We start from the raw sequence: 22,335 nt of genomic DNA, 5'->3' as shown, positions 1-22,335 counted from the left end.
GGGATCGTCCCTTATTTCGGCTGTGCACCGTTGTTACCGACGAGTTGAATGTAAGAGTACCAATGGTGGTTGGCAAGGTTGTGCGAGCGCACCCTTTGAGCCGACTCCTACTGGTCCGTACGCAGCAGTTCGGCGACCTCCGCGTCCACCCGCCGGGCCATCGCCCGCGCGAACTCCGTGGTCACGACCTCGCCGGCCACCGGCCGCAGGGCCTTCACCGCCGCCGTGATGTGCTGGAGCCGACTGGCCGAAAGCAGTTCCAGTCCCTCCGCACCGATCACATGCCGCCGGAACAGGCCGACGAACCGGTCCGCGAGCGCGGCCGCCTGCGCCTGTACGAACTCCCCGGCGTCCAGGATCTCCGCCAGCGGCACCCCCTGCCGCACCAGCGCCAGCGTCGCATCCAGCAGACGCCGGCTCGGGTACGTGACCAGGTCGCCGTCGACCGTGAGGTAGCCGAGCTCCGCCGCCCGCCGGGTGTCCTCGGCGGTGGCCGTCGGGCCGAACAGCTCGCGCAGCGCGGCCCGGGTCATCGTCACCGGCTCGTCCTGCACCCAGTCGCGGGTCATCTCCTGCTCCAGGCCCAGCAGTTGGGACAGGCCGCCGCCGTCTTCCCACGCGCTGAGCAGCTCCGAGATGCCGTTGACCGTGTAGCCGCGCCCCAACAGGTCGTTGATCAGCCGCAGCCGGGTCAGGTGGTCGTCGGAGTACCAGGCGATCCGGCCCTCCCGGCGCGGCGGCGGGAGCAGCCCGCGCTCCTGGTAGTAGCGCAGGTTGCGCACCTTGACGCCGGCCGCCCGGGCCACGTCCTCCCGGCGGTAGCGCCCGCCACCGCTTCCGTCCTCCACCTGGCTGCTCACGCGCCAGAGTGTAGGACGTACCGGCAGGTCACATAGGGCGTGCGGGCCGCGGACGTTCCTCCTTGACCGCCCGCAGGACCACGAACTTCGGCTCGCTCGCGACGACTTCGCTGTTGCCGAAGAGCTGGCGCAGGTGGGTGTGGTAGCCCATGTGCCGGTTGGCGACGACCCACAGCTCGCCGCGGGGGCGCAGCACCTTGCGCGACTGGGCGAACATGCGCAGCGCCGTCGCGTCCGTGGTGGCCTGGTGGGAGTGGAAGGGCGGGTTGCACAGGATCAGGTCGATCGAGCCGGGGTCCAGCATGGCGACGCCGTCACCCACGAGGAAGTCGGCCCGCTCGCGCTCGCGGTGCACGTTGGCGCGGAACGTCGCCTTCGCCGAGGCGACCGCCTGGTACGACTCGTCGGTGAACACGATCTCGGCCCGCGGGTCCGCGACGGCGACGGCCGTGCCGACGATGCCGTTGCCGCAGCCCAGGTCCACGACCCGGGCGCCGTTGGTGTTGGTCGGGATGCTCTGCAGGAAGAAGCGGGTGCCCACGTCGAGCCGGTCGGCGCAGAAGATGCCGGCGTGGTTGACGGCGGTCAGGCCGGCGCCCGAGCCCGCGTCCTGGTCCAGCTTGTACGTCACTGGCCACGGGTCTTCGCCCCGCGTCGCGGTGGCGGCGCCCGGCGTGCAGAAGATCAGCCGGGCCTTCTTCTCGGCGAGCGAGGTCCTGGTCGGGCCGAGGATCCGCTCGAAGAGGTTGAGGGTGGAGGTGTGGATCTCCTTGACCATGCCCGTGCCGACGACGACGGTGCCCGCGTGCACGTGCGGCGCCAGCCGGTACAGCTGGTCCTCCAGCAGCGCCAGGCTCTTGGGTACGCGCACGAGGAGTACGTCGATCCGCTCGGGCGGCGGGTCCTGCGTGGTCAGGAGCCGCACCGTGGACTTGGCGGTGCCGATCCCGGCCCGGTCCAGGTTCGCCGCGGTACCGGCCCGGGAGAGGTAGGAATCGGTGATCTGCGTCGGGCGGTACGCGGCCAGCGCCGTCGTCAGCGCTCCCCAGCGGTCACCGAGGATGGTGATCTGCCCGGCGCCGGCCAGGTCCACCGGACCGTGTTCCCCCGTACCGGAGTCGAGGTGGCGCAGCAGGTACTCGTCGGCGGCGTCCCAGGCGCGGAGCCGGTCGCGCGGGTCCTCGGGGAAGCGGGTGAGCTCGTAGGAGCCGAAAGGCGTGGTCAGACGGTTCATCGTGCCCCCAGGCTAACCGAGGAGGCCGCCCGGCCCCGCACGCACGGGCCGGGCCGTCGCAGTACGGCGGCTACTCGGGGAACTCGCCGGCCATCGCGGCCGCCATCCGCAGGTGGGGACGGGCCTCGCCGGGCCGCCCCATGCGCTCCAGAGTGCGACCGAGCATGAGCTGGGCGTAGTCCTCCACCGGCCAGCGCTCCAGTACGGCGCGCAGCTCGCGCTCGGCGCGGGAGAGCTGGGCGGAGTGGTAGTAGGCACGGGCCAGCAGCAGCCGCGGGGCGAGCTGCTCGGGGGCCCCGCCCGCCAGCGGCTCCAGGATGCGGGCGGCCGTCGTGTACTCCCGCGCTTCGAAGAAGAGCTGGGCGCGCGCCCAGCGCTCGGCTGCCGTCCCGTGCTCGAAGTACTCCTCCGGCGCGTTCATCGTGTGCCTTCCGCCGTTCAGGTGGTTCGTTCAGGTGGTTCGTCCGCTGCCTCGAACACGCTTGGCCTCCGGAACATTCCGCTCAACACGGCCGCCCCGGCGGGGCTAGGTTGTGCCCATGAGCAATCTCGATCGCCAGCCCGCTCTCTCCGCCTGCGGCGGCCGCGGATTCGTCGTGGCCGAACCGGTGCGCGAGCTCCTCAGCCCGCGCACGGTCAAGCTGGGGGAGTCCACCGAGGTACGCCGACTCCTGCCGAACCTGGGCCGCCGCATGGTGGGCGCCTGGTGCTTCGTGGACCACTACGGTCCGGACGACATCGCCGACGAGCCCGGCATGCAGGTCGCGCCGCACCCGCACTCCGGGCTCCAGACGGTGAGCTGGCTCCACGAGGGCGAGGTGCTGCACCGTGACAGCGTCGGCAGCCTGGAGACGATCCGCCCGCGTGAGCTGGGCCTGATGACCTCAGGCCGCGGCATCAGCCATTCCGAGGAGAGCCCGCGCCCGCACGCGCGTTTCCTGCACGGCGCCCAGCTGTGGGTGGCCCTGCCCGACGCCCACCGCAACGTGGAACCGCACTTCCAGCACCACGCGGACCTGCCGCAGGTGACGGCCCCGGGCCTGACGGCGACGGTGATCCTCGGCACCCTGGACGCGGCCACCTCGCCCGGCACGGCGTACACCCCGATCGTGGGCGCGGACCTGGCGCTGGCGGCGGGCACGCAGACCCGCCTCCCGCTGGACCCGGACTTCGAGTACGCCGTCCTGTCGATGTCGGGCGAAGCCCACGTCGACGGCGTCCCGGTCCTCCCGGGCTCGATGCTCTACCTCGGCTGCGGCCGTACGGAACTCCCCCTGCGCGCAGCCTCTGACGCGGGCCTGATGCTCCTGGGCGGCGAGCCGTTCGAGGAGGAGATCGTGATGTTCTGGAACTGGATCGGACGGTCACACGAAGAGATCGCCCAGGCCCGCGAAAACTGGATGACTGGGACCAGATTCGGCGAGGTGAAGGGGTATGGCGGCCCTCCACTTCCGGCTCCTGACCTGCCCCCGACCCACCTCAAACCACGCGGCCGAGTGCGCTGACCTGCGATAACTGGAGAGAGGTGACCCCGCGGGGCGCGGGTCAGACGCCTTCCGGTTACTGAAGCCTCGTGCGGGGCCTTCCCCCTCTGTAGGTGTCCGTGGGGGGGTGTATGTCTACGAATGCTGACCCAATGCTGACTTTCCTGACGCTACGTCAGGTGAGGCTTCGTGCAGGTACAGACGTCGAAGCGGCTTCGTCGGCGATCCGCGCTTGTCTGGAAGTTGTTCCCGGCTACGTGCCGGTCGGGTTGCCCACTGCGCTTCGCAAGGGCCGGACCGAGAGTCTGATCGCCCGGGTGTCACCCCTTGTGGGAAGCCGACAACCCCTGCGGCGGTCGTCGCAGCGGCGTCCGCCGTGCAGTCTGCGCGAGGTGGGCTTCCGGGTCCCGTGCCGGGCTCGTAAGCCAAATCCGTCTGTGCAGACCTCGGAGCCACTCGGCCCCCAGTGAGCTTCTCGGCCCACGTCTTCCCTCCGGGCGACCCGACTGCTCTGCTGCCAAATTGACAGCTGCTGTTGAGCACCGCTGATACTGGACGACTGGCTGTAGGCAGCGGACTGGGCCAGCTCACCAGTTGGGCTGTTCCTGCCATTCTTCAATCCGTTTCGCGAGGGTGGAGACGGAGTCCTTGTCGCATGACAGGACAACGGAGAGTTTTGTGAGCGTCACGCCTTCAGGGCGCTTGGTGTAGGACCACCGCTGACCAGCGCGCCACAGGCATCCGAAGAATTTCTTGCGGCCATCGTCGTCCCGGGAAAGGGAACTCTCGGCGGATTCGATAATCAGGATGCGATTGTCCGCCGAAATCCAATTAAGGTCGCGCACGCAATCATAGAAGGCGTTCCAGTTCCACCCAAAGTACTCAGGGAACTTGAGTACTTCCGAGAAGTGTTGGAACGCCGACACCGCGTCGGGCATTTCCTGGCCGTTGAGACGTGCCACGTACACGCTGCCCGACGCGGGCAGGAGTTCATCGAGGGGTACGCCACCGCCTGGCGTGATTACGTGCATCCACGGGGCGATACGGATCGCCGGCATCTCTTCCTTCATCGATCTACCCACCTAGTAGGGCTTCTGCCCACACCGTGTCCCTCAGGTCGAACCGCTCGGGTCATCGCCGACCCATACCGAGAACTCGATCACCACGGCAGATTTGCCCGTCACCACGGAGTGGCTTCGGCTTGCGGTGCCACCACCAGTGCGCGGGATCGGCATCCCTGCGCCTGTGCCGCAGCCAGCGGTCCAGTTCCCCGGTGACGTCCTGGATCGTGCACGCCTGGAAACGAGCGTCCAGTGAATCCAGCAGGACGATAATTCCCGCCGTCGGCTCTAATGCTTCAGGTCCCTGCCTCCGTGAATTCTTCGAGAGTGCGAATCAAGGTCGCGATCGCGACCCTTTCCTCTTCTGCGGAGCGGTCTGCATGAAAGTCCCACCTGCCGCTGTCGAGAGGGAACGCTTCGCGCAACACAAGTCCAACCCATCCAAGGCTGCCATCCAATGCGAGTCGCTCCGCAAGCCAATTGCGGTACCTTGAAAGGTCGCCATGTTGATCGGCTGCCGAGAATCCGTACAGAAAGGCCGTGTAGTTGGAGAACTGTTCACCCAGTCCAAACATTCCAGGCCTGGTTCGCAAATGCGGAATGATTTCTGAGAGTCTCAATCGAGTGGCCTCCAATGAAGTATGTCAAGGTAGTCTGGACTCCAGAGTGCATCGTATTCGGCTCTCGGTAGTCCGTACCGGCCTGTGAATCCGTCGTAGACCCGATCACCGTAGACGACAACATCGTGGTGGAACCAAATGGGATCCGTGCCACGGTAGGGGCCCATTGAGTAAGCTTCGGCAAGCGGGTTGGGAATGGCATTACTGATGCGATACCTCACTCCACCACCCAACTGTTCCTGGATCTTTACTGCGACATCTTCGCATCCGTTCCAGTTCTTCGGGTCCTTAATATCAAGAGGTTTCCAATCCTCGCCGAGATCCGGGCAACCGTCGGGTGCGAGGCCCAGGCGGTCGGACCAGGTGAGGGGGTTGTGGACATAGGCGGCCGGGTTCGGTGACGGGGTGAGGCCCAGGGGGTCTGGGGTGAGGTAGCGGGCGGTTTCCGGGTCGTAGGTGCGGAAGTAGTTGTGGTGAAGCCCGGATTCCGGATCGCAATACTGGCCTGGGAAGCGGAGCGGGGTGTAGGCCGTCGCGTCGCGGTTCCAGGTTGTGCTGCCCCACAAGGTGCTGCGGGTGTGCCACGCCGTGGTGCCGTCCTCCGCCAGAAGGTGGGTGGGTGTGCCGATCAAATCGGTGACGATCACGAAGAAGCGGTCGTCGACCTCGGACTGGTCGATGCGCTCTGCCTGGGTCAGGGGGTGCAGGCCTTGATGGGTCCAGGTCAGGGTGACCGCGCCGCTGGTCTCCTCGCAGAGGGTGGTTCCGTCCCAGGTGAACAGGGTTTCCTCGGTGACCTCACCGGTCTGTGCAAGGCGCTGCTTGGCTGTGCGGCGGCCGAGGGGGTCGTACTGGTAGCACCAGCGGGTGCCGTCCGGGGTCGTGACACCAGTGAGCTGATTTTCCGCGTTCCACTCATACCGCCAGGTGTCCGGCTTACGGGAGAGACGGCTCTTCTGGCGGAGGGTGACGCGCCCCAGGGCGTCGTGCTCGTAGCGGATCGATCCCGCCCGGATGATGCGAGTGCCTGCGTAGGTGCGGGCGCCTTGTGCGTCTCCGTTCGGGTGCTGGGGCGGCCAGGAGGTACTGGTCTGGTTGCCGGCTTCGTCGTAGGCGTAGCGCTCCGACCAGCACGCGGCATCCACCGCTGTCACGCGGGCCGCCGCGTCCAGGGTGAAGCTGCGCGAACCGGTGACGATGTCCTTGATGCCGGTCAGGTAGCCGTCGGCGCGGTAGCTGTAACCGCGCCGCTGGAGGGTGCGGCCGTCCTGGCCGACTACGGATTGGGCGTTGCGGCGGCCCATCACGTCGTACTCGTGGGTGAGGGTGAGCGACGGGCCGAGTGTCCGGGTCAGCTCTTGGCCTGCCGCGTCCCGCTCGAACGTCAGCGTGCGGCCGGCCGTGGTGAGGGAGGTCCGCCGGCCTCCTTCGTCGTACGTCCAGTGGGACTCGGCGCCCGTGGGGGTGATGCGGCTGGTGCGGCGGCCCAGAGCATCGTAGTCGTACGTGAGGGTGCGGCCGTTCACCGTTTCCGACAGGAGCCGGCCCCTGGCGTCGCGGAGCCAGGCGACCGTGGTCTCCCGCGAGGATGCCGTCGCGAGGGCGTCGAAGACGTCGTACTCGTAGGTGCTGACCAGGCCGGCCGCGTCCTTGCGGACGACCTGCCCGAGTGTGTTGTGCTCGTACGCCGTGGTCTCGCCCGCGGCGTTGGTGCGGGAGGTCAGGCGCCCCGAAGCGTCGTACCCGTAAGTGAGGGTTCGGTCGTCGAAGTCCGTCTCCGAAGCCAGCCGTCCCGCCTCGTCGTAGGCATAGTTCCAGGTGAGCCCTTGCGGGTTGGTGACCCCCGTCAGGCGGAGTTGCATGTCGTGCGTGAACGTGTAGCGCGTGCCGTCCGGCCCGGTGCGGGTGTTGAGGAGGTCGAAGTCGCCGTACTCGAAGTTTGTGACTCCGCCGATCGCGTCCGTGTGGGTCAGGCAGTTGCCCTCGCCGTCGTACGTCCAGGACTCCGCGGTGCCGTCGGCGTTCACCCGGTGCAGGAGGCGGCCCTCGATGCTCCAGGTGAGGTGCGTGGTGTGGCCCAGCGGGTCCGTGATGGCGATCGGGCGGCCGAAGGCATCGCGGACATACGTTGTTGTCCCGCCCAGGGGGTCGGTCGCTGAGGCGACCTGGCCCGCCGGGTCGCAGCGGACCGTCGTGGTGTTGCCCAGGGCGTCTGTCACCGAGGCGAGGTGGCCGCGGCTGTCGTACCCGAATTGGGTCGTGGCGCCGGACGGGTCGGTGACCGAGGTGCGGTTGCCGTGGTCGTCGTAGGTCTGGCGGGTCACCCTGCCGTCCGGAGTGATCAGCTTCACCGGCAGGCCGAGCGCGTTGTATTCCGCCCGCGACGCACGGCCGTCCGGTCGGGTCACGCCGGTCACCCGGCCCGCCTCGTCGTATGTGAAGCGGGTGGTGTGGCCCAGCGGGTCGGTGTGCACCAGGAGGCGATTGCGGCGGTCGTGCTCGAAGCGGGTCGTCGCGCCGGTGGGATCGATCTCCGCGGTGATCTGGGCTCGGTCATTGACCAGGAACTGCGTGGTGTGGCCGAGGGAGTTGGTGAGGGTGGTGCGGCCCGGCTCGTAGGTGAATCGGACGTTGAGGTGGCCGTTGGTGCCGGACTGGGCGACGCACCGGTGCTGGTCGTCGTAGACGTAGTCGAAGTGACGGTCGTTGGTGTCGGTCCAGGAAGTGATCCGGCCTAGCTCGTCGTAGCCGAAACGGAGTGGCAGGCCCGAGGAGTTGGTGACCTGGGTGAGGTGGCCGTCGGTGTAGCCGTAGCGCAGGACCTGGGTGCCGTCGGCCAAGGCGAGGCCGGTTATTCGGCCATCGGAGGTCGTCAGGCGGACCTCGTAGCCGCCGCTGTGGGAGATGGCGGCAGGGGCGCCTGCTTCGTCGTACGTGTAGGTGATCCAGGCGCCGTTGCGGTCGTCGATCTGAGTGAGCAGGCCGTCCTCGGTGAAGTGTCGGACCTGTCCGGTGTTGAGGTCGGTGACCGTGTAGCTGCCGTCGTCCTGCTGTTCCAGCGGCCAGCTGCGGCCCAGTCGTGGCAGTACGGGGGCGTCGGGCGAGGGGTGTGGGTAGCCGAGCAGGCTGCCGTCCTCGCTGACCAGGACCACGCCCTCGTCGTCGAACTCCAGCCGCTGGTCGACGGTGCAGGCCCAGGTGGGGCCGAACCAGCGGCCCAGGCGGTACGACGACTCGAACGTCCGGCTGAACACCAGCGGCAGGGAGCCGGGCAGGACCAGGTCGGTCTGGGGGAGCGTCATCCGGCCCGTCGCGACGTCGACCGGATCCTCCCGACAGGTCTTGCAGTCGGATTCGCGGGACTTGTCGTGCGGATCGTGGCGCAGCTCGTCACCGGCCGAGGGAGCTGGCTCCTTCGGTCCCCCCGGCCTCTTCGGCGTATGTGTCAGGTCGTCGGCGAGGCGGGCGGCTCCGGCGGCTCGGCGGGCAGCGCCGGACAGGAGGCCACCCCCCTTGGGGCCGGCGGCTTCAGGGACGAGCTTGCCGCCGAACTCGAAGGGGTCCTGCATCGCGCTGTCGGCCATGGCCTTGGCCGCTGCGGCAGGGTCGTTGGCCGCCGTGAGGAAGCCGGCACCCATGCTCTTGAGGCCCATCTGGGCCACGGTCGGGTGGGTGATGTTGTACGGGTCCTGTGGGCTGAGCGCGCGGCCGAAGTTGACCAGGCCGGCCGCGCCCTTGGCGATTCCGCCGAGGAAGTGTTCGGCCTCCGCGCCCTTGCGGACGATCTCGACCAGCGCGGCGTCGGCGGCCGACACTTTCGGCGCCGCGTCACGGGCCTTTTCAAGCGCCTGTGCCACCGAGCGGGCCACGTCGTCGCGCTGGCGCCGCGCCTCGGCCAGCTTCTGCTGGGCGGCCTTGATGCCGTCCGCACCGGGGTCGGTGAAACCCATGGGGCGGGCCGGAAGAGGATCCTGCTGAGCTTTGACAGCCGACTCGTAGTCCTTGACCCACGTGTCGTAGGCGGCGTGGGCGTTCTCCGACAGCTTGACGGCGGTCTTGTAGTCGTCGATCGCCTCCTTGGCCTGCCCCTGTGCCCAGGTCACCGTGTCGGCGAAGCGGCCGACTGCGCCGGCCGCGGTCTCGAAGGCGGCCGCGGCCGCGAACCAGCGGGGCGCCTTCTCCTGGACGGAGTCCCGAAAGGCGTCGGCCGTGGCGCCCTTGATGCCGTCCGTGCCCAACTTCTTCAGGCCATCCCCAGTACGGGTAAAGGCCGCGTGGAAGTCACTCAGGTGCCCGGCGGTCGTCCGCAGGCTGCTCGCGCTGCCGTGGACCAACTGCTTGGGATCGTCGCTCTGGCCGAGCTCGACCTCCCCGACGTCGGCGCCCAGACGGTTCGCCGCAGAGTTCGCCGTGTTTCGGACAGCGTTGGCACCCCCCTGCCAGCCGACATCCTCCAACACGTCGGCGCTCTTGTCGCCGAGCCACTCGACGGCCTCGCCCGTCAAGGCGGCACCCTTCTCCAGCCAGTTGCCGTCCCCCATCAGAAACTGCCCCCCTGATCGCCGCTCTGATCACTGTCCTGATCGCCACCCTGCTGGTCCGCGCCCTGCGGGTTGCGGAGACGGTCGAGGGTCTCGCGGTCCATGCCCTGCGCCTCGGCCACGTCCTCCAACACGCCGCCGCCGAACCCATCGTTGAGGATGTCGCGCTTGGTGTCCGCCCACGTACGGTCGAAGTCCTCCCTGGCCTGACGCGCCTGCTCCGGCGTCTCCCGCTTGAACGCGTGATCCGACAGGATCGCGTCCATGGACTTCTTCTCGACCTCGTCCTCCGACGCGTAGGGGTTGCCGATACCGGCGTTGACCAGCACCTTGAAAGTGCCCCTGCGGTATTGGTCCTCCTCCCACACCGAGCCGGCCCCAATACCCAGGCGCTCGGCGAGCCCACTGGTCATGACGAAGAGACTGCTCACGCTCATATCCCAGCGTTCGCAGAACCCCTCCAACGCCGCCGCGACCGCCGGATGACCAGCCTCCATACCCGTCGGCGCCAGCTGGCTCATACCGCCACCCGCCACGGCCGAGGTGCCCATCGCGAACTCACGCAACTCCCCGACCGCGGAACGCAGACCGTCCTGGATGTTCCGAACCGCGACCGGATCCATCTCCAGGTCTGCGCTGCCACCACTCATGATCCCTACCCCCAAGGTTCCCGAAGACGCTACACGAGAAGACCGACAGCTCCGGTGCCGAGCGTCGACGTTCGGCCAGGTCAGCGGACCACTGCGGCATGTCCCGGCCAGTGCCCGCAGAGCCAGGGCCTGGCCGCCATCGACTGGCACGGCTTGTGGCCCGACGAACCAGAGGCGGACCAATACGGCATCGCGAAGTACGACGAAGCCCAGATCGTTTCCACGGCGATGAGACCCAGTTGGGTCGGTCGACTGAGCACCCCACTGATCTCGTCCACGGGGGCAGCCGACGGGCCCGGACCAGAGCCCAGTAGCTCGCCGCGCACGTCGGCAGCGAGGTCCTGGGCGAGCCACAGCTCGGGTGGCGATACGAAGAGAGGCGAGGTCGACGTTCGCCGGGACCCCGGCCGGCAACGACCACACGGGAACTTAGGGGTCACTACCTGGGGAATTACGGGGGCTGTCGGGGATCTTGTGACGGCGGCCAGACGGTTGGAGCGTCGGAACCTGTCCAAGCGCCTGCCCCCAGGTATGCGGGTTGCGTACGAGACCGATCACCCCGTCAACGGCTTTCGTGACAGAGTGTTCTTGATCAAGAACAGAGGGGCAACGGGGGTACGAAGTGAAGCACTGGGGACGGCTGTCGGTATGCGCGATGACGGTGGGCGTCTTGACAGCCTGCGGCAGCGGCGACCCGAGTGCCGGGCCGGGCGGCTGGGGCGGCGGGAAGCCCGAGGCCGTTTCGCAGCCCGGTCCCTACCGGGTGGTCCTGCCGCCCACCCTGCTCAAGGGAAAGTACAAGGAGACCGAGCACGCCGAGCCTGATCAAGCCCTCGCCCGCGGCCTCTCCGACTGGATCGACAACCCGGTCCCCGTCTTCGCGGCCTACGAGGGACCCTCCAGTCCTGATAAGAACAAGGCCGCGGACATCCTGACCGTCACTGGTGTGCAGGGGTTCGTGCCCAGCCCGGTACAGGCGCGCACTCACATGCTGGACACGCTGGACCGCCGATGGGAATTCCCGCAGGAAACGGTCGTCGGCCCGCGCGCTATCACCCCCTCCGGCGGCGAACCTCTGTCGTGCCGCGTGACAAAGAGGCGTCACGAGGCCGGCCAGTCGTTCATCAGCCTCGAACCCGAATGCACCTGGGCAGACGAGTCAGCGGTCATCGCCGTCGTCGGAAGCGTCGACTTCGACACTCCGCCGGCCTCCATCAACCTCGACACGTTCGCCGCAACCGTGGCCACCATCCGCAACGAGGTAAGCAAGCAGATCGCCGCCAAACCCTGACCGACCGTCCCTGAGGGGCCCGCCGTTCGTTCGTGGGGGCCCTCGGGCACGCAGCGACGACCGGTTCAGGTGTCCTTGTAGATCCGGCGAAGACTGGATGAACGGCACCCGCTTCGGCGAGGTGAAGGGCTACGACGGCCCTCCGCTTCCGGCCCCGGCACTTCCCCCGATTCGCCTGCAGCCCAGGGGAAGGGTGCGCGGAACCGGTCTGATGCCATGAGATGCACAGGCCCGCGAGCGGGCCGCGCCCGTGCGTACGAGCAGCTGCCCAGGCTCCGATGTCGTCGCGGTCGGCGGTGCTTTCCCCGGCGAGGATCGCCTTTTGCCCCTGCCCGGCCGCACGCGTCCGACACCGCCGCCGGGTCGGGCGACCGGCGCTGCCGGCCGTTCCCTCCGGCCGGCGTGGTCAGTGCGCACGGGGGGAGGGGTGCCATTCGATGAGCAGGATCGTCGCGTCGTCGTGCAGGTGGTGCCGGTGGTGGGTGAGGACGCTGCGGACGAGGCGGCGCAGTGCTTCGGGGGCGTTGTCGCCGGAGGCGGTGGAGCGGATGACGGTGTCGGCGAGGCGTTTCTCGCCGAAGAGGTCGCCCTCGGGGGAGCGCGCTTCGGTGATGCCGTCGCTGTACATCAGGACGCGGTCCCCGGGCTGGAGCCGCAGGTGTTCCTGTGCCGGAGGGTCGGGGGTGTGGAAGCCGAAGCCCAGGGGGAGATGGGCCGGGCGTTCGAGGGCGTTCTGCAGAACGTGGCCGTCGCGGATGAGGAGCGGCGGCGGATGGCCGCAGTTGATCCAGGTGAAGTCCCCTTGCACGGTGTCGAGTTCGGCGATGACGGCGGTCATGAGCCGGTTCGGAATCCACTGGGCCAGGGTGCGGTCGATGGCGCAGGCGATGTGGGGGAGGTTGCCGCCCGAGCGGCGGGTGGAGCGGCACGCGGCGAGAGCGGCGGCGCTGGCGCCCCCGGAAGCGAGGTCGTGGCCCATCGCGTCGACCAGCGTCAGGTGAAGGACCTCGTCGATGAAGTTGTGGTCGAAGGCGTCGCCCCCGATGTCGTACGCCGGCTCCAGTACGGCGGAGGAAGTGGCCAGGTCGGTGCCGATGGTCCGGGGCGGCAGGAACGCCCACAGCAGTTCGGCCTGGAGGGTCACCGGCCGTACGCGCTGCCGCTGGACGAGCGGGTCGTGGTGGGTGGACTTCGATACCACCAGGAGGGTGGCCAGGCTCGCCAGCGCCCGGCCGGCCTCCGGCAGCCCGGGGTCGGGGCTGGAGGTGAGGGCCTGCATGACGCCGATCCGCTCGATGCCGTCGATCATGGGGAACCAGCTCGTGTCCCCGCCACGCGTCGACTGCACTTCCTGGGTGCGGTAGGCCAGACCGGCGAGGGAGTTGTCCACGTCGAGGCCTTCACGTTCCTCGACCGTGAGGTCGGGCTGGGGCAGCGGCAGCAACCGCCGCTGTTGCAGGTCGGCCAGGTAGAGACGGGTCCGCATGATCCCGAGCCGGCGGGCGGCCTCGCCGATCACCCTGGGCAACTGCAGTGCGGACGCACCGTGGGAGCGCTCGAGCACCCAAGCCAGAACGGGCCCCAGACCCTCCGGCCCCACCGGGACGGTCTCCTCCGCGGTCACTGCCGCGCTGCTTCCGCAGCGTCACGAGCCATCGCGCGCCTCGATTCCAACCGGCGGCCCCTGCTCCATCCTCGTCCTCCCCCGCCGCGAAAGCGACCGGCACGGCGGGACGGATTCCGGCGGGTGGGGGACCCGGGGCGGGTGAGAGCTCTCCGTCCCGCGTGCCCCGGGACAACCGAGACGGAGCGTTGTGGGGGAGCCTGCGACGAGGCCGTGCCGGCCACCGCCGGCGGCATGCTTCCCGCCGCCCTCACCCCACGAGGCGTCCCGCTGCCCCTGCGCGGCAAGGTGCCCGCGGACGCTGAGCAGGACGAGTGACGTGAGGGCCCGCCGGCCTGATGGCCGGCGTATCCGCCGGCGGGGGCGACTGGGCCGGGCCGGAACGGGCAGGGGCACAACGGAGGGCGTCGCCCAGTACGCCCCTGGACCCGTCGAAGCCTTCGGAGCCGACCCATGCCCCTCCCCCTCGTGCACCTGGAGCTGAACGGTCCGGGTGCCGCGGCTGCTGCCAGGAGTGCAGCGCGCGGCTTCCTGCGGCCGTCCCACGCGGGTGCCCGCGCGTTCACGCCCGTCGCGTGCGATACCGCCCTGCTGGTGATCAGCGAGCTGGTCACCAACGCCGTCCGCCACACGTCCGGGGGCTGCGTGCTGGAACTGCACAGGACACCCGACGGCGGGCTGGACGTCGATGTCAGCGACACCAGCAGTGCCGATCCCCGACTCCGGAACCCCGGTCAGCGGGGTGAAGGCGGATGGGGTTGGCACCTCGTCAACCGGCTCGGCACAGAGGTCGACGTGCGTCACCTCGGGGAACAGGGCGGCAAGACCATCCACGTCCACCTGGGCCGCACCTAGGCCTTCTCTTGGCTCAGGGGGTCTCGCGAGGTCGATTCGAGGCCACTTCGATCCCCCTTGGCGACGGGTCGCAGGTCTACGGCCTGTCCTAGTAGGAGGCACGGCAGTTGATCTCCGCCGCGGTACGGCCTGCGCGATGATCCGTCCCGCGTGCAGTGCCCCAGGACGTCGACGTGCGGGTCGCAGACCCCGGCCCACCGCCTGAACCGTCCCTGCTGGGGTGATCAAAGAACGGGCGGGTAGCCGCAGGACATGCTCACGGTGGGAGTCGAGGAAGAGTACTTGCTGGTCGGCCCAGCGGGCATCCCCGCTCCGCTCGTGGAAGAAGTGCGCGGTACGGCCGGTATCGGTCCCCTCGCCGAGGAGGGCGAGGTGCAGGAGGAACTGCTCCAGGCCCAGATCGAGGTAGCCACCCCCGTCTGTCGCCGGCTTGATGAGGTCGCAGGCCATCTGCTGCGGCTGCGACACGCCCTGGCATCGGCTGCCGAGGTGCACGGCTGCCGGATCGCGGCGACGGGAGCGGCGCCGGTGCGAGGAACCTCGGCCGTGCCGGTCACGCGTAAACCCAGGTACTTGCGGATGCAGGGCGAGGCGCGACAACTGGTCGACGAGCAGCTGATCTGCGGGATGCACGTCCACGTGGGCATTCCCGACGCGGACACCCGGGTGGCCGTGCTGAACCGGATCCGGCCGTGGCTCCCGACCCTGCTGGCCGTGTCCGCGAACTCGCCGTTCTGGGACAGTCGGGACACCGGCTTCGCAAGTTGGCGCACCGTCGTCTTCGGCCGGTGGCCGGTCAGCGGTCCGCCCCCGCACTTCGCCGGACTCGCCGATTACGGGCGGCGCCTGGACGCGCTCGTGCAGTCCGGTGTGATCGCCGACCGAGGGCAGGTGTACTGGCAGGCCAGGCTGTCCGACCGGTACCCCACCGTGGAGGTCCGCTGCCCCGACGTCCAGCTCGGGGCCGACGACGCGGTGATGATCGCCAGCATGGTTCGGGCACTGGTCGCCACGGCGATTGCCGACGAGAAGACCGGAAAGCCACCTCCACCGCCGTGCCCTCCGGAAATCCTGCAGGCGGGCAACTGGCACGCGGCCCGCCACGGCCTGAACAGCACGCTCTTGGACCTCACCGGCCACCCGCACAGCAGTGGTGACGTCGTGCATGCGCTCATGCACTACATCGCCCCAGTCCTGGAGGACGCCGGGGATCTGCGGGAGGTGAGCGCCCTGGCGCACCGCCTGCTGCGCGAGGGCACTCCAGCAGATCGGCAGCGGCGTGCCCTGGCCGAGGGCGGCCTGCCGATCCTCCTGGCACTGATCACCGACGCGGCACCCACCGCCTGACACCCCGCTTCGACCGCCGCGCTGCGCTCTGTCCACGCCTCACGCCTGCGGTCTGAGACGTGCGCCCGCTCGGTGCGGACGAGGCTCGCCGCACCGGCCCTGCGCGGCAGCTTCGCACTTGGCGCTACGGCACGAGGCACGGTGGCGATGCACCAGCGGCTGTCCATGCGTAGGTGGGGGAATAAGGGGCAGGGGCCCGGCGGGAGCCTGTCGATCCTCAGAGACGGGGTGGCTGCGATGACTACCGCACGCGACATCATGACTCCGGAACCCGAATGTATCGATGCCGAATCCACCGTGCTGGAGGCGGCGCGGAAGATGGCACGCCTCGACGTCGGTGCGCTGCCGATCTGCGGTACCGACCACAAGCTCAAGGGCATGCTCACCGACCGGGACGTCGTCACCAAGGTTCTCGCCGTTGGCAAGGACCCGGCGACCTGTAAGGCGGGCGATCTTGCACAGGGCGAGGCCGTGACGATCGGCGCCGACGACGACGCCTCCGAGATCCTCCGCACGATGTCCGAGCACCACGTACGGCGGCTGCCAGTGATCGATGGTCACGACTTGGTCGGCATCGTCGCCCAGGCTGATGTGGCCCGTGCCCTGCCCGATCCCCAGGTCGGAGATCTCCTCGAAGCCATCTCCAGCTGAGGAACGCTGCCGCGGACGACACGCCGGCCCCAGCGCGTGCAGCCTCGCAGCGGAGCCGGATCACTCGCCGGAGCCGTACGAGAACCGTTCGCCGGTCGGGGCGAGTACGAGCGGGGCGGCCGACCGGCGTCATGACCCAGCGGTCCAGTCCCTGCCCGGTCCATGGACGCGGCCGGGTACCCGGAAAGGAACGCCGGCGCCGCCTGGTGGCCTAACCCCGCGCGCCCGGTGCCCGACCCCTGCGCAGAGTGAGTCCCACAAGACGCGACGGCGCCGGCCCCCTCCCCACCCGGGGCGGCGCCGGCCCGCCGGAACCGAGGGAAGGCAAGGCACAGCATGAACAGCGCCGCACAGGTCGACCTGACGGGCAAGCAGGCTTTGGTCACCGGCGGGGCCCGGGGTCTGGGCGCCGCCATCGCGCGGCGGCTCGCAGCAGCCGGCGCCTCCGTCCTGGTCGCCGACGTACGCAAGGACCTCGCTCAGGAGCTCTGCGCGGACCTCGTCGTGGCGGGCGGCCGTGCCCGCTTCGTCGAGATGGACGTGTGTGACCCCGACGCGGTGGCGGCCGTCCTCGGGGACGTCGAGGCCGACGGCGGTCGGGTGGACGTCCTCGTCAACAATGCGGCCGTCGACGTGTCGAAGTCCGTCGAGCACCTGACCGCGGAGGAAGTCAAACACGTGGTGACCACCAACCTGCTCGGCCCGATGTACCTGTGCCTGCAGACGTACCGGCGCATGGTGGCCGCGGGCGGGGGCCACATCGTCAACATCCTCTCCACCGCCGCCAACCGGACCTGGACGGAAGCGGGCCCCTACGCGGCGAGCAAGTCCGGGCTGCGGGCGTTCACCCACACCCTGTTCAAGGAGGCGCAGCGGGACTGCACCGGGATCGGTGTCACCGGGATCATCGCCGGCGGAATGGAGACCGCCTTCATCATGGACCGGTTCCCGGAAGCCGACACCGCACTGCTCCAGAGTCCGGAGATCGTCGCCGACACGGTCATGTACGCGCTGTCCGTGCCCGCCGGGAGCGTGGTCGGGGAACTGGTCGTGGTGCCCCGTCGTGAACCCTCCTGGCCCTGACGGGAGGCGCGGCCATGATCAGCCCTTTGAGTTTTTCCCCCACCACGGCGGTGGTCACCGGCTCCGACTCCGGAATCGGCCGCGCCGTCGCCGTGCATCTGGCCACGGCCGGACTGGATGTCGGCATCACCTGGCACGAGGACGAAGAGGGAGCCGAGCGCACGGCGCATGAAGTTCGGGCGCGCGGCCGGCGCGCCGTGCTCGCCCGGCTCGACCTCACCGACCTTCCCGCCGCCGCCGACGTCATCGACCGGCTCGCCGAGGGACTCGGGCGCATCGACGTGCTCGTGAACAACGCGGGCACCGGAACCGCCATCCCTTTCCTGAACCTGGACCTGGCCACTGTTCGCCAGGTCCTCGACGTCGACCTCGTGGGCCCGCTGTTGTGCGGTCAGCGGGCGGCCCGGCACATGATCCGACAGGGCACCGGCGGCCGGATCGTCAACGTCACCTCCGTCCACGAACACCAGCCGCGCGTCGGCGCCGGCCCCTACTGCGCGGCCAAGGGCGGACTGGGACTCCTCACGCAGGTGATGGCACTCGAACTCGCCGAACACGGAATCACCGTGAATGCCGTGGCTCCCGGAGAGATCGCGACCCCCATGACCGGCCAGGAGGACGAGGACGTGCGTACCGAGCCCCGGCCGGGCATTCCCGCCGGCCGGCCGGGCGACGCCCACGAGGTCGCCGCCGTCATCGCCTTCCTGGCGGGAGCCTCGGCTTCCTACGTCACCGGCGCCTCCTGGACAGTGGACGGCGGCATGCTGCGGATGGGACCCATGGCCGGGTCGCACATGGACCACGACCGGTGGCGCCGGCCCTGAGGGCCGCCCCCACCCGGCGCCCCCGACGACGCACTGACGCAGGCGCGGGAGCACAGCGGGCGCCGTGCGGGCCGGCGGCGGCGTGCCCGCCGAACCGGCGACCGACTCGGTCGTGGAGGCTCAGCCGCCGGCAGATACGGCCCGGCGGCTGAGCCGCTGCCCCACACCGGCCCGGTCGGCGCGGGTTCGTGGCAGCCGGCTGCTAGCTTCGCCCGGAGCAGGGGACTGACGGCGGAAGGACCACCCGGTGGGCGGCGCGGGAAGCACGGACCAGGGCGTCGGACAGCGCGCGTACATCGGTTCGTTCGCCTCCGGCGGAGGCCGCGGGATCACCACGGCGGCCGTGGACCCCGTCACGGGGGCGCTCACCGTACTGAGCGTCGCCGACGGCCCCGGCCCCGCGGACGCCTCGTGCCTGGCCCTGTCCGTCGACCGGCAGGTGCTCTACGCCGCCGGCGGAACCGATCACGGGCTGGCGGCCGCATACCGGATCACCGCCGACGGTCTCGCCCCGCTCGGACGGCCCGTCCCCGTCGACGGCCTCGGTCCCGCACACATGAGCGTCGTCGGGGACCGGCTGCTCATCGCCAACTACGATTCGGGCAGCGTGAGCAGTCTCCCGGTCTCGCGCGACGGCGGGCTGGAGGGCCCCGCCGCCGTCCTCGGCCACCGCGGCCGCGGGCCCGACCCCGAACGGCAGGCCGGCCCGCACGCCCACTGCGTGACGCCCGATCCGAGCGGCCGCTGGGTGCTCAGCGTGGACCTCGGCACCGACTCGGTGCGCGTGTGCGCGCCCGATCCGGCCGGCGGGCCCCTCCGCGTACGTACCGAGACGCCGCTGCGGCCCGGAAGCGGTCCCCGGGAAGTGGTCTTCCACCCTCGCGGGGACGTGGCGTACGTGGTCCACGAGCTGGAACCGCAGGTGACCGTATGCCGGTGGGACGCCGGCTCCGGGAGCCTGTACCCGACCGGGGAGGTCGCGCTGGGCTCGGGCGACGACGCGGCGGACGCCAGGGAGTACCCGTCGGTGGTGCTCGTCCCGGGAGACGGCCGTTGCGTCTGGGCGGCGATCCGGGGCAGCAACCTCATCACCACCCTGTCGCTGTCCGACGGCCCCGAGAAGCCGCGGATCACGGATGTCGCGAACTGCGGAGGTCACTGGCCGCGGCATCTGGCGGCCGACCCGTCGGCGCGCCATCTGTACGTGTCCAACGAGTGGTCCGGTGACGTCACCTGGTTCGAAACCGATCCCGACAGCGGGCGGCTCCACCTGGCGGGCAGGCTCGACGTCCCGGCCGCCGCCTGCGCCGTCCTCGCCTGAACACGGCCGCCCTGAACACGGCCGCTGTCACCCGGTTGCCCGCTCCCACGTGCCGGTCCACCCCGGCTCCAGCAGGCTGAGGGGCGTATCTGCGGGGTTCATCCCGGTACGAGCGGGCCCGGCTCTCGCCGCTCCCGGTTCCTGCGTCCCGCTGTGCCCCTGACGGACGAGGAGATCACCATGGGCTCATCGCACGCGCCGCGATGGGAGCACGCCGTCGTCACCGGCGGTGCGGGCTTCGTCGGCTCCCACCTGTGCTCAGCCCTGCTGGCAGCGGGGACCGCCGTCACCTGCGTCGACGACTTCAGCACCGGGCGGCCCGAGAACATCTCGGAACTGGTCGACCATCCCGGGTTCACCCTGCAGGAGACGAACGTCTCGCGACCCTTCAGCGTACGGAGGGACCCGGACCTCGTTCTGCACCTGGCCTCCCCGGCTTCCCCCTCCGACTACCTCCGGCTGCCGCTCCACACGTTGGAGGCAGGGAGCCTCGGCACGCGCAACGCCCTGGAGCTGGCACATCGCAGCGGGTCCCGCTTCGTCCTCGCCTCCACGTCCGAGGTCTACGGGGATCCGCAGGAGCACCCCCAGAACGAGCGGTACTGGGGGCACGTCAACCCCGTCGGCCCGCGCAGCGTCTACGACGAGGCCAAACGCTTCGGCGAGGCGTTGACCAGCGCCCACGCCTCGGCCCTGGGCACGGACGCGTGCATCGTGCGGCTGTTCAACACCTATGGCCCGCGCATGCGGGGCTACGACGGGCGCGCCGTGCCCACCTTCATCCGCCAGGCGCTCGCGGGCAACCCGCTGACCGTCACGGGTGACGGCCTGCAGACCCGTTCGCTGTGCTACGTCGAGGACACCGTCGCCGGCATCCTCGCGGCCGCCGACCACGGGATGCGGGGGCCCGTGAACCTCGGCAACCCCGACGAGCTCACCATGCTCGAGCTGGCCCGCTGGATCGTCGAACTGACCGGTTCCTCCTCGGAGATCACCTTCATCGAGCGGCCCACCGACGATCCGACCGTGCGCTGCCCGGACATCACACTGGCGCGGGACAAGCTCCAGTGGGAGCCGCGAGTGGCGGCAGAGGACGGGCTGCGCCGCACCATCGCCTGGTACCGCGCGCATTGCGACGACTGATCCCTTCGGGCTCCCTCGTACGTTCGCCGGCTGCTGTGCCTCCTCTGCGCGGCCCCGCCCGGCACCCCCACCCGAAAGGTCTCTTCCGCGATGCGCATTCTCGGAATCAACGCGCTCTTCCACGACCCGTCCGCCGCACTCGTCGTCGACGGCCGTACGGTCGCCGCCGCCGAGGAGGAGCGGTTCTCCCGTCGCAAGCACGGCAAGCGGCCGGTGCCCTTCTCCGCCTGGGAACTGCCCGAACAGGCCGCGGCCTGGTGCCTGAAGCGTGCCGGTCTGCGTCCGCAGGACCTCGATGCCGTGGCGTACTCCTACGACCCCGCTCTGGCGCGGCCGGCCGACGCCATGGGTCTGGACGACCCGTGGGACCACCTCCGCCAGACGTACGCGCGCGAGGCCCCGGGTTTCCTGGCCACCACCCTGCCCGGCCTCGACCCCGGCCTCGTGCGCTTCGTTCCGCACCACATGGCACATGCCGCGTCCGGCGCGTTCGCGGCCGACGGCGCGGACCGCAGTTCCGTCCTGGTCCTGGACGGACGCGGTGAACGCGCTTCGCACCTGGCGGCCCGCCGCCTGGGCGACAGGCTGGAGCCGCTGTACGCGCAGGACCTCCCGCACTCGCTCGGACTCGTCTACGAGGAACTCACCGAGCACCTGGGCTTCTTGAGGTCCTCCGACGAGTTCAAGGTGATGGCACTCGCCTCCCACGGACGCCCGCGGATGCTCGCCGAGCTCCGCCGCTACGTGTACCCCACGGGCGACGGCGGCTTCCACGCCACCGGCGTCCCCTGGGGCGAGTTCTGCCCACCCCGCGGCGCGGACGAGCCGTGGACCGGAGCCCACGCCGATCTCGCCGCGAGTGCCCAGGCCGTCCTGGAAGAGACGCTGCTCGACCTGGTCCGCTGGCTCCACGGCCGCACCCACGACCACGTGCTCACCCTCGCCGGGGGCGTCGCGCTGAACTGCGTGGCCAACTCCCGCATCGCGCGCGAGGGCCCGTTCTCCCGCGTGTGGGTGCAGCCCGCCGCCGGAGACGCGGGAACGGCGCTCGGTTCCGCCCTGCTCCTCGCCGCCGGAGCGGGGGACGCCCCCGAGCCCATGGCCGGCGCGGATCTGGGCCGCGACTGGTCGGACGCGGAACTCGGTGCCTGGCTCAAGACGGCGGGAGTCCCCTTCGAGAGGCCCCAGGACATCGCGGTCACCGTCGCTGAGTCGCTCGCCGACAACGCCATCGTGGCCTGGTTCCAAGGCCGTTCGGAGTTCGGGCCGCGGGCCCTGGGGCACCGCTCACTGCTGGCCCATCCCGGGCACGCGGGGAACCTGGAGCGCCTCAACGATGTCAAGGGCCGTGAACAGTTCCGCCCCGTGGCCCCGATGGTGATCGCCGAGCGGGCGTCCGAGATCTTCGACGGACCGCTGCCCAGTCCGTACATGCTGTTCGTGCACGACGTGGCCGCCGATTGGCGCGAGCGCATCCCCGCGGTGGTCCACGTCGACGGCACGGCCCGCATCCAGACCGTGGATCCGGAGCGCGAGCCGCTGGTGGCACGCATGCTCACCGAGTTCGAACGGCGCACCGGACTGCCCGTCGTCGTCAACACCAGCCTGAACACCGCCGGCCGGCCGATGGTCGACGACCCCCGGGACGCCCTGGAGTGCTTCGGCTCGTCACCGGTGGACCTGCTGGCCATCGGGCCCTACGCCGTGCGCCGGGACGGCATCTTCCGTACCGCCGAGGAAGGTTGA

17 protein-coding genes are annotated in these 22,335 nt (G+C 69.9%); 10 read left to right on the top strand and 7 right to left on the bottom strand.

Translation table 11 applies throughout. The annotated features are described in order from the left end of the window. Positions 1-107: 107 nt before the first annotated feature. The 3 genes from ACZ3X1_RS03450 to ACZ3X1_RS03440 all read right to left on the bottom strand — a co-directional run bounded on the left by ACZ3X1_RS03450 (position 108) and on the right by ACZ3X1_RS03440 (position 2,515). Entirely contained in the window at positions 108-860 is a 753-nt protein-coding gene (locus ACZ3X1_RS03450) for a MerR family transcriptional regulator (RefSeq protein WP_467276061.1), read from the bottom strand. Between the two features lie 28 nt (positions 861-888). Further along, positions 889-2,094, bottom strand: a complete 1,206-nt coding sequence (locus ACZ3X1_RS03445; RefSeq protein ID WP_467276060.1) for a methyltransferase — start codon at positions 2,092-2,094, stop codon at positions 889-891. 70 nt (positions 2,095-2,164) lie between these two features. Further along, positions 2,165-2,515, bottom strand: a complete 351-nt coding sequence (locus tag ACZ3X1_RS03440) for a tetratricopeptide repeat protein (protein ID WP_467276057.1) — start codon at positions 2,513-2,515, stop codon at positions 2,165-2,167. Between the two features lie 118 nt (positions 2,516-2,633). Here ACZ3X1_RS03440 and ACZ3X1_RS03435 point away from each other — a divergent pair, with 118 nt between their 5' ends. Then, positions 2,634-3,599, top strand: a complete 966-nt coding sequence (locus ACZ3X1_RS03435; RefSeq protein WP_467276053.1) for a pirin family protein — start codon at positions 2,634-2,636, stop codon at positions 3,597-3,599. 566 nt (positions 3,600-4,165) lie between these two features. Here the strand turns inward: ACZ3X1_RS03435 and ACZ3X1_RS03430 are convergent. The 3 genes from ACZ3X1_RS03430 to ACZ3X1_RS03420 all read right to left on the bottom strand — a co-directional run bounded on the left by ACZ3X1_RS03430 (position 4,166) and on the right by ACZ3X1_RS03420 (position 10,450). Then, positions 4,166-4,648, bottom strand: coding sequence for a barstar family protein (locus tag ACZ3X1_RS03430; RefSeq protein WP_467276051.1), 483 nt, complete (start codon positions 4,646-4,648; stop codon positions 4,166-4,168). Between the two features lie 607 nt (positions 4,649-5,255). Then, positions 5,256-9,800 carry a putative T7SS-secreted protein gene (locus ACZ3X1_RS03425; protein ID WP_467276049.1) on the bottom strand — a complete coding sequence of 1,515 codons (4,545 nt, stop codon included), beginning with the start codon at positions 9,798-9,800 and terminating at the stop codon, positions 5,256-5,258. Next, positions 9,800-10,450 (bottom strand): hypothetical protein, encoded by a 651-nt coding sequence (locus ACZ3X1_RS03420; RefSeq protein WP_467276047.1) that lies wholly within the window; start codon positions 10,448-10,450, stop codon positions 9,800-9,802. The genes ACZ3X1_RS03425 and ACZ3X1_RS03420 overlap by 1 nt, the downstream gene beginning before the upstream one ends. Positions 10,451-11,072: 622 nt before the next feature. Here ACZ3X1_RS03420 and ACZ3X1_RS03415 point away from each other — a divergent pair. Next, the gene (locus ACZ3X1_RS03415; RefSeq protein WP_467276045.1) at positions 11,073-11,741 is read left to right on the top strand and encodes a hypothetical protein; all 669 of its coding nucleotides are present in this window, start codon (positions 11,073-11,075) and stop codon (positions 11,739-11,741) included. Positions 11,742-12,147: 406 nt separating this feature from the next. Here ACZ3X1_RS03415 and ACZ3X1_RS03410 read toward each other — a convergent pair whose 3' ends face one another. After that, positions 12,148-13,365, bottom strand: a complete 1,218-nt coding sequence (locus tag ACZ3X1_RS03410; RefSeq protein WP_467276043.1) for a PP2C family protein-serine/threonine phosphatase — start codon at positions 13,363-13,365, stop codon at positions 12,148-12,150. A gap of 453 nt (positions 13,366-13,818) precedes the next feature. Between ACZ3X1_RS03410 and ACZ3X1_RS03405 the strand changes: the two genes are divergently transcribed. From ACZ3X1_RS03405 to ACZ3X1_RS03370, 8 genes are all read left to right on the top strand, one after another. Further along, positions 13,819-14,220: an ATP-binding protein gene (locus tag ACZ3X1_RS03405; RefSeq protein WP_467276041.1), complete on the top strand. Its 402-nt coding sequence runs from the start codon at positions 13,819-13,821 to the stop codon at positions 14,218-14,220. Positions 14,221-14,472: 252 nt separating this feature from the next. Continuing rightward, positions 14,473-15,567 carry a carboxylate-amine ligase gene (locus tag ACZ3X1_RS03400; RefSeq protein WP_467276039.1) on the top strand — a complete coding sequence of 365 codons (1,095 nt, stop codon included), beginning with the start codon at positions 14,473-14,475 and terminating at the stop codon, positions 15,565-15,567. Between the two features lie 237 nt (positions 15,568-15,804). Next, entirely contained in the window at positions 15,805-16,218 is a 414-nt protein-coding gene (locus tag ACZ3X1_RS03395; RefSeq protein WP_467276038.1) for a CBS domain-containing protein, read from the top strand. A 336-nt stretch (positions 16,219-16,554) separates the two neighbouring features. Continuing rightward, complete coding sequence (locus ACZ3X1_RS03390) at positions 16,555-17,301, top strand: SDR family oxidoreductase (RefSeq protein ID WP_356810964.1); 747 nt, start codon at positions 16,555-16,557, stop codon at positions 17,299-17,301. 14 nt (positions 17,302-17,315) lie between these two features. Beyond that, complete coding sequence (locus ACZ3X1_RS03385; RefSeq protein ID WP_356810963.1) at positions 17,316-18,125, top strand: SDR family oxidoreductase; 810 nt, start codon at positions 17,316-17,318, stop codon at positions 18,123-18,125. 247 nt (positions 18,126-18,372) lie between these two features. Continuing rightward, complete coding sequence (locus tag ACZ3X1_RS03380; RefSeq protein WP_467276034.1) at positions 18,373-19,446, top strand: lactonase family protein; 1,074 nt, start codon at positions 18,373-18,375, stop codon at positions 19,444-19,446. Between the two features lie 180 nt (positions 19,447-19,626). Beyond that, positions 19,627-20,589, top strand: coding sequence for an NAD-dependent epimerase/dehydratase family protein (locus ACZ3X1_RS03375; RefSeq protein ID WP_356810961.1), 963 nt, complete (start codon positions 19,627-19,629; stop codon positions 20,587-20,589). 90 nt (positions 20,590-20,679) lie between these two features. Then, the gene (locus tag ACZ3X1_RS03370) at positions 20,680-22,335 is read left to right on the top strand and encodes a carbamoyltransferase family protein (protein WP_467276030.1); all 1,656 of its coding nucleotides are present in this window, start codon (positions 20,680-20,682) and stop codon (positions 22,333-22,335) included.

It is taken from the genome of Streptomyces sp. NPDC023541 (assembly GCF_055559995.1).
Note: the sequence above shows the minus strand (reverse complement) of the source record. Positions and strands in the feature narration are given on the sequence as shown.

Excerpts from the sequence above, each read along its gene's own strand:
- ACZ3X1_RS03385 (WP_356810963.1), top strand. The coding sequence starts at position 17,316 with ATGATCAGCCCTTTGAGTTTTTCCCCCACCACGGCGGTGGTCACCGGC.
- ACZ3X1_RS03435 (WP_467276053.1), top strand. The coding sequence starts at position 2,634 with ATGAGCAATCTCGATCGCCAGCCCGCTCTCTCCGCCTGCGGCGGCCGC.
- ACZ3X1_RS03425 (WP_467276049.1), bottom strand. The coding sequence starts at position 9,800 with ATGGGGGACGGCAACTGGCTGGAGAAGGGTGCCGCCTTGACGGGCGAG.
- ACZ3X1_RS03420 (WP_467276047.1), bottom strand. The coding sequence starts at position 10,450 with ATGAGTGGTGGCAGCGCAGACCTGGAGATGGATCCGGTCGCGGTTCGG.
- ACZ3X1_RS03395 (WP_467276038.1), top strand. The coding sequence starts at position 15,805 with ATGACTACCGCACGCGACATCATGACTCCGGAACCCGAATGTATCGAT.
- ACZ3X1_RS03445 (WP_467276060.1), bottom strand. The coding sequence starts at position 2,094 with ATGAACCGTCTGACCACGCCTTTCGGCTCCTACGAGCTCACCCGCTTC.
- ACZ3X1_RS03375 (WP_356810961.1), top strand. The coding sequence starts at position 19,627 with ATGGGCTCATCGCACGCGCCGCGATGGGAGCACGCCGTCGTCACCGGC.
- ACZ3X1_RS03430 (WP_467276051.1), bottom strand. The coding sequence starts at position 4,648 with ATGAAGGAAGAGATGCCGGCGATCCGTATCGCCCCGTGGATGCACGTA.
- ACZ3X1_RS03400 (WP_467276039.1), top strand. The coding sequence starts at position 14,473 with ATGCTCACGGTGGGAGTCGAGGAAGAGTACTTGCTGGTCGGCCCAGCG.
- ACZ3X1_RS03370 (WP_467276030.1), top strand. The coding sequence starts at position 20,680 with ATGCGCATTCTCGGAATCAACGCGCTCTTCCACGACCCGTCCGCCGCA.
- ACZ3X1_RS03440 (WP_467276057.1), bottom strand. The coding sequence starts at position 2,515 with ATGAACGCGCCGGAGGAGTACTTCGAGCACGGGACGGCAGCCGAGCGC.
- ACZ3X1_RS03405 (WP_467276041.1), top strand. The coding sequence starts at position 13,819 with ATGCCCCTCCCCCTCGTGCACCTGGAGCTGAACGGTCCGGGTGCCGCG.
- ACZ3X1_RS03390 (WP_356810964.1), top strand. The coding sequence starts at position 16,555 with ATGAACAGCGCCGCACAGGTCGACCTGACGGGCAAGCAGGCTTTGGTC.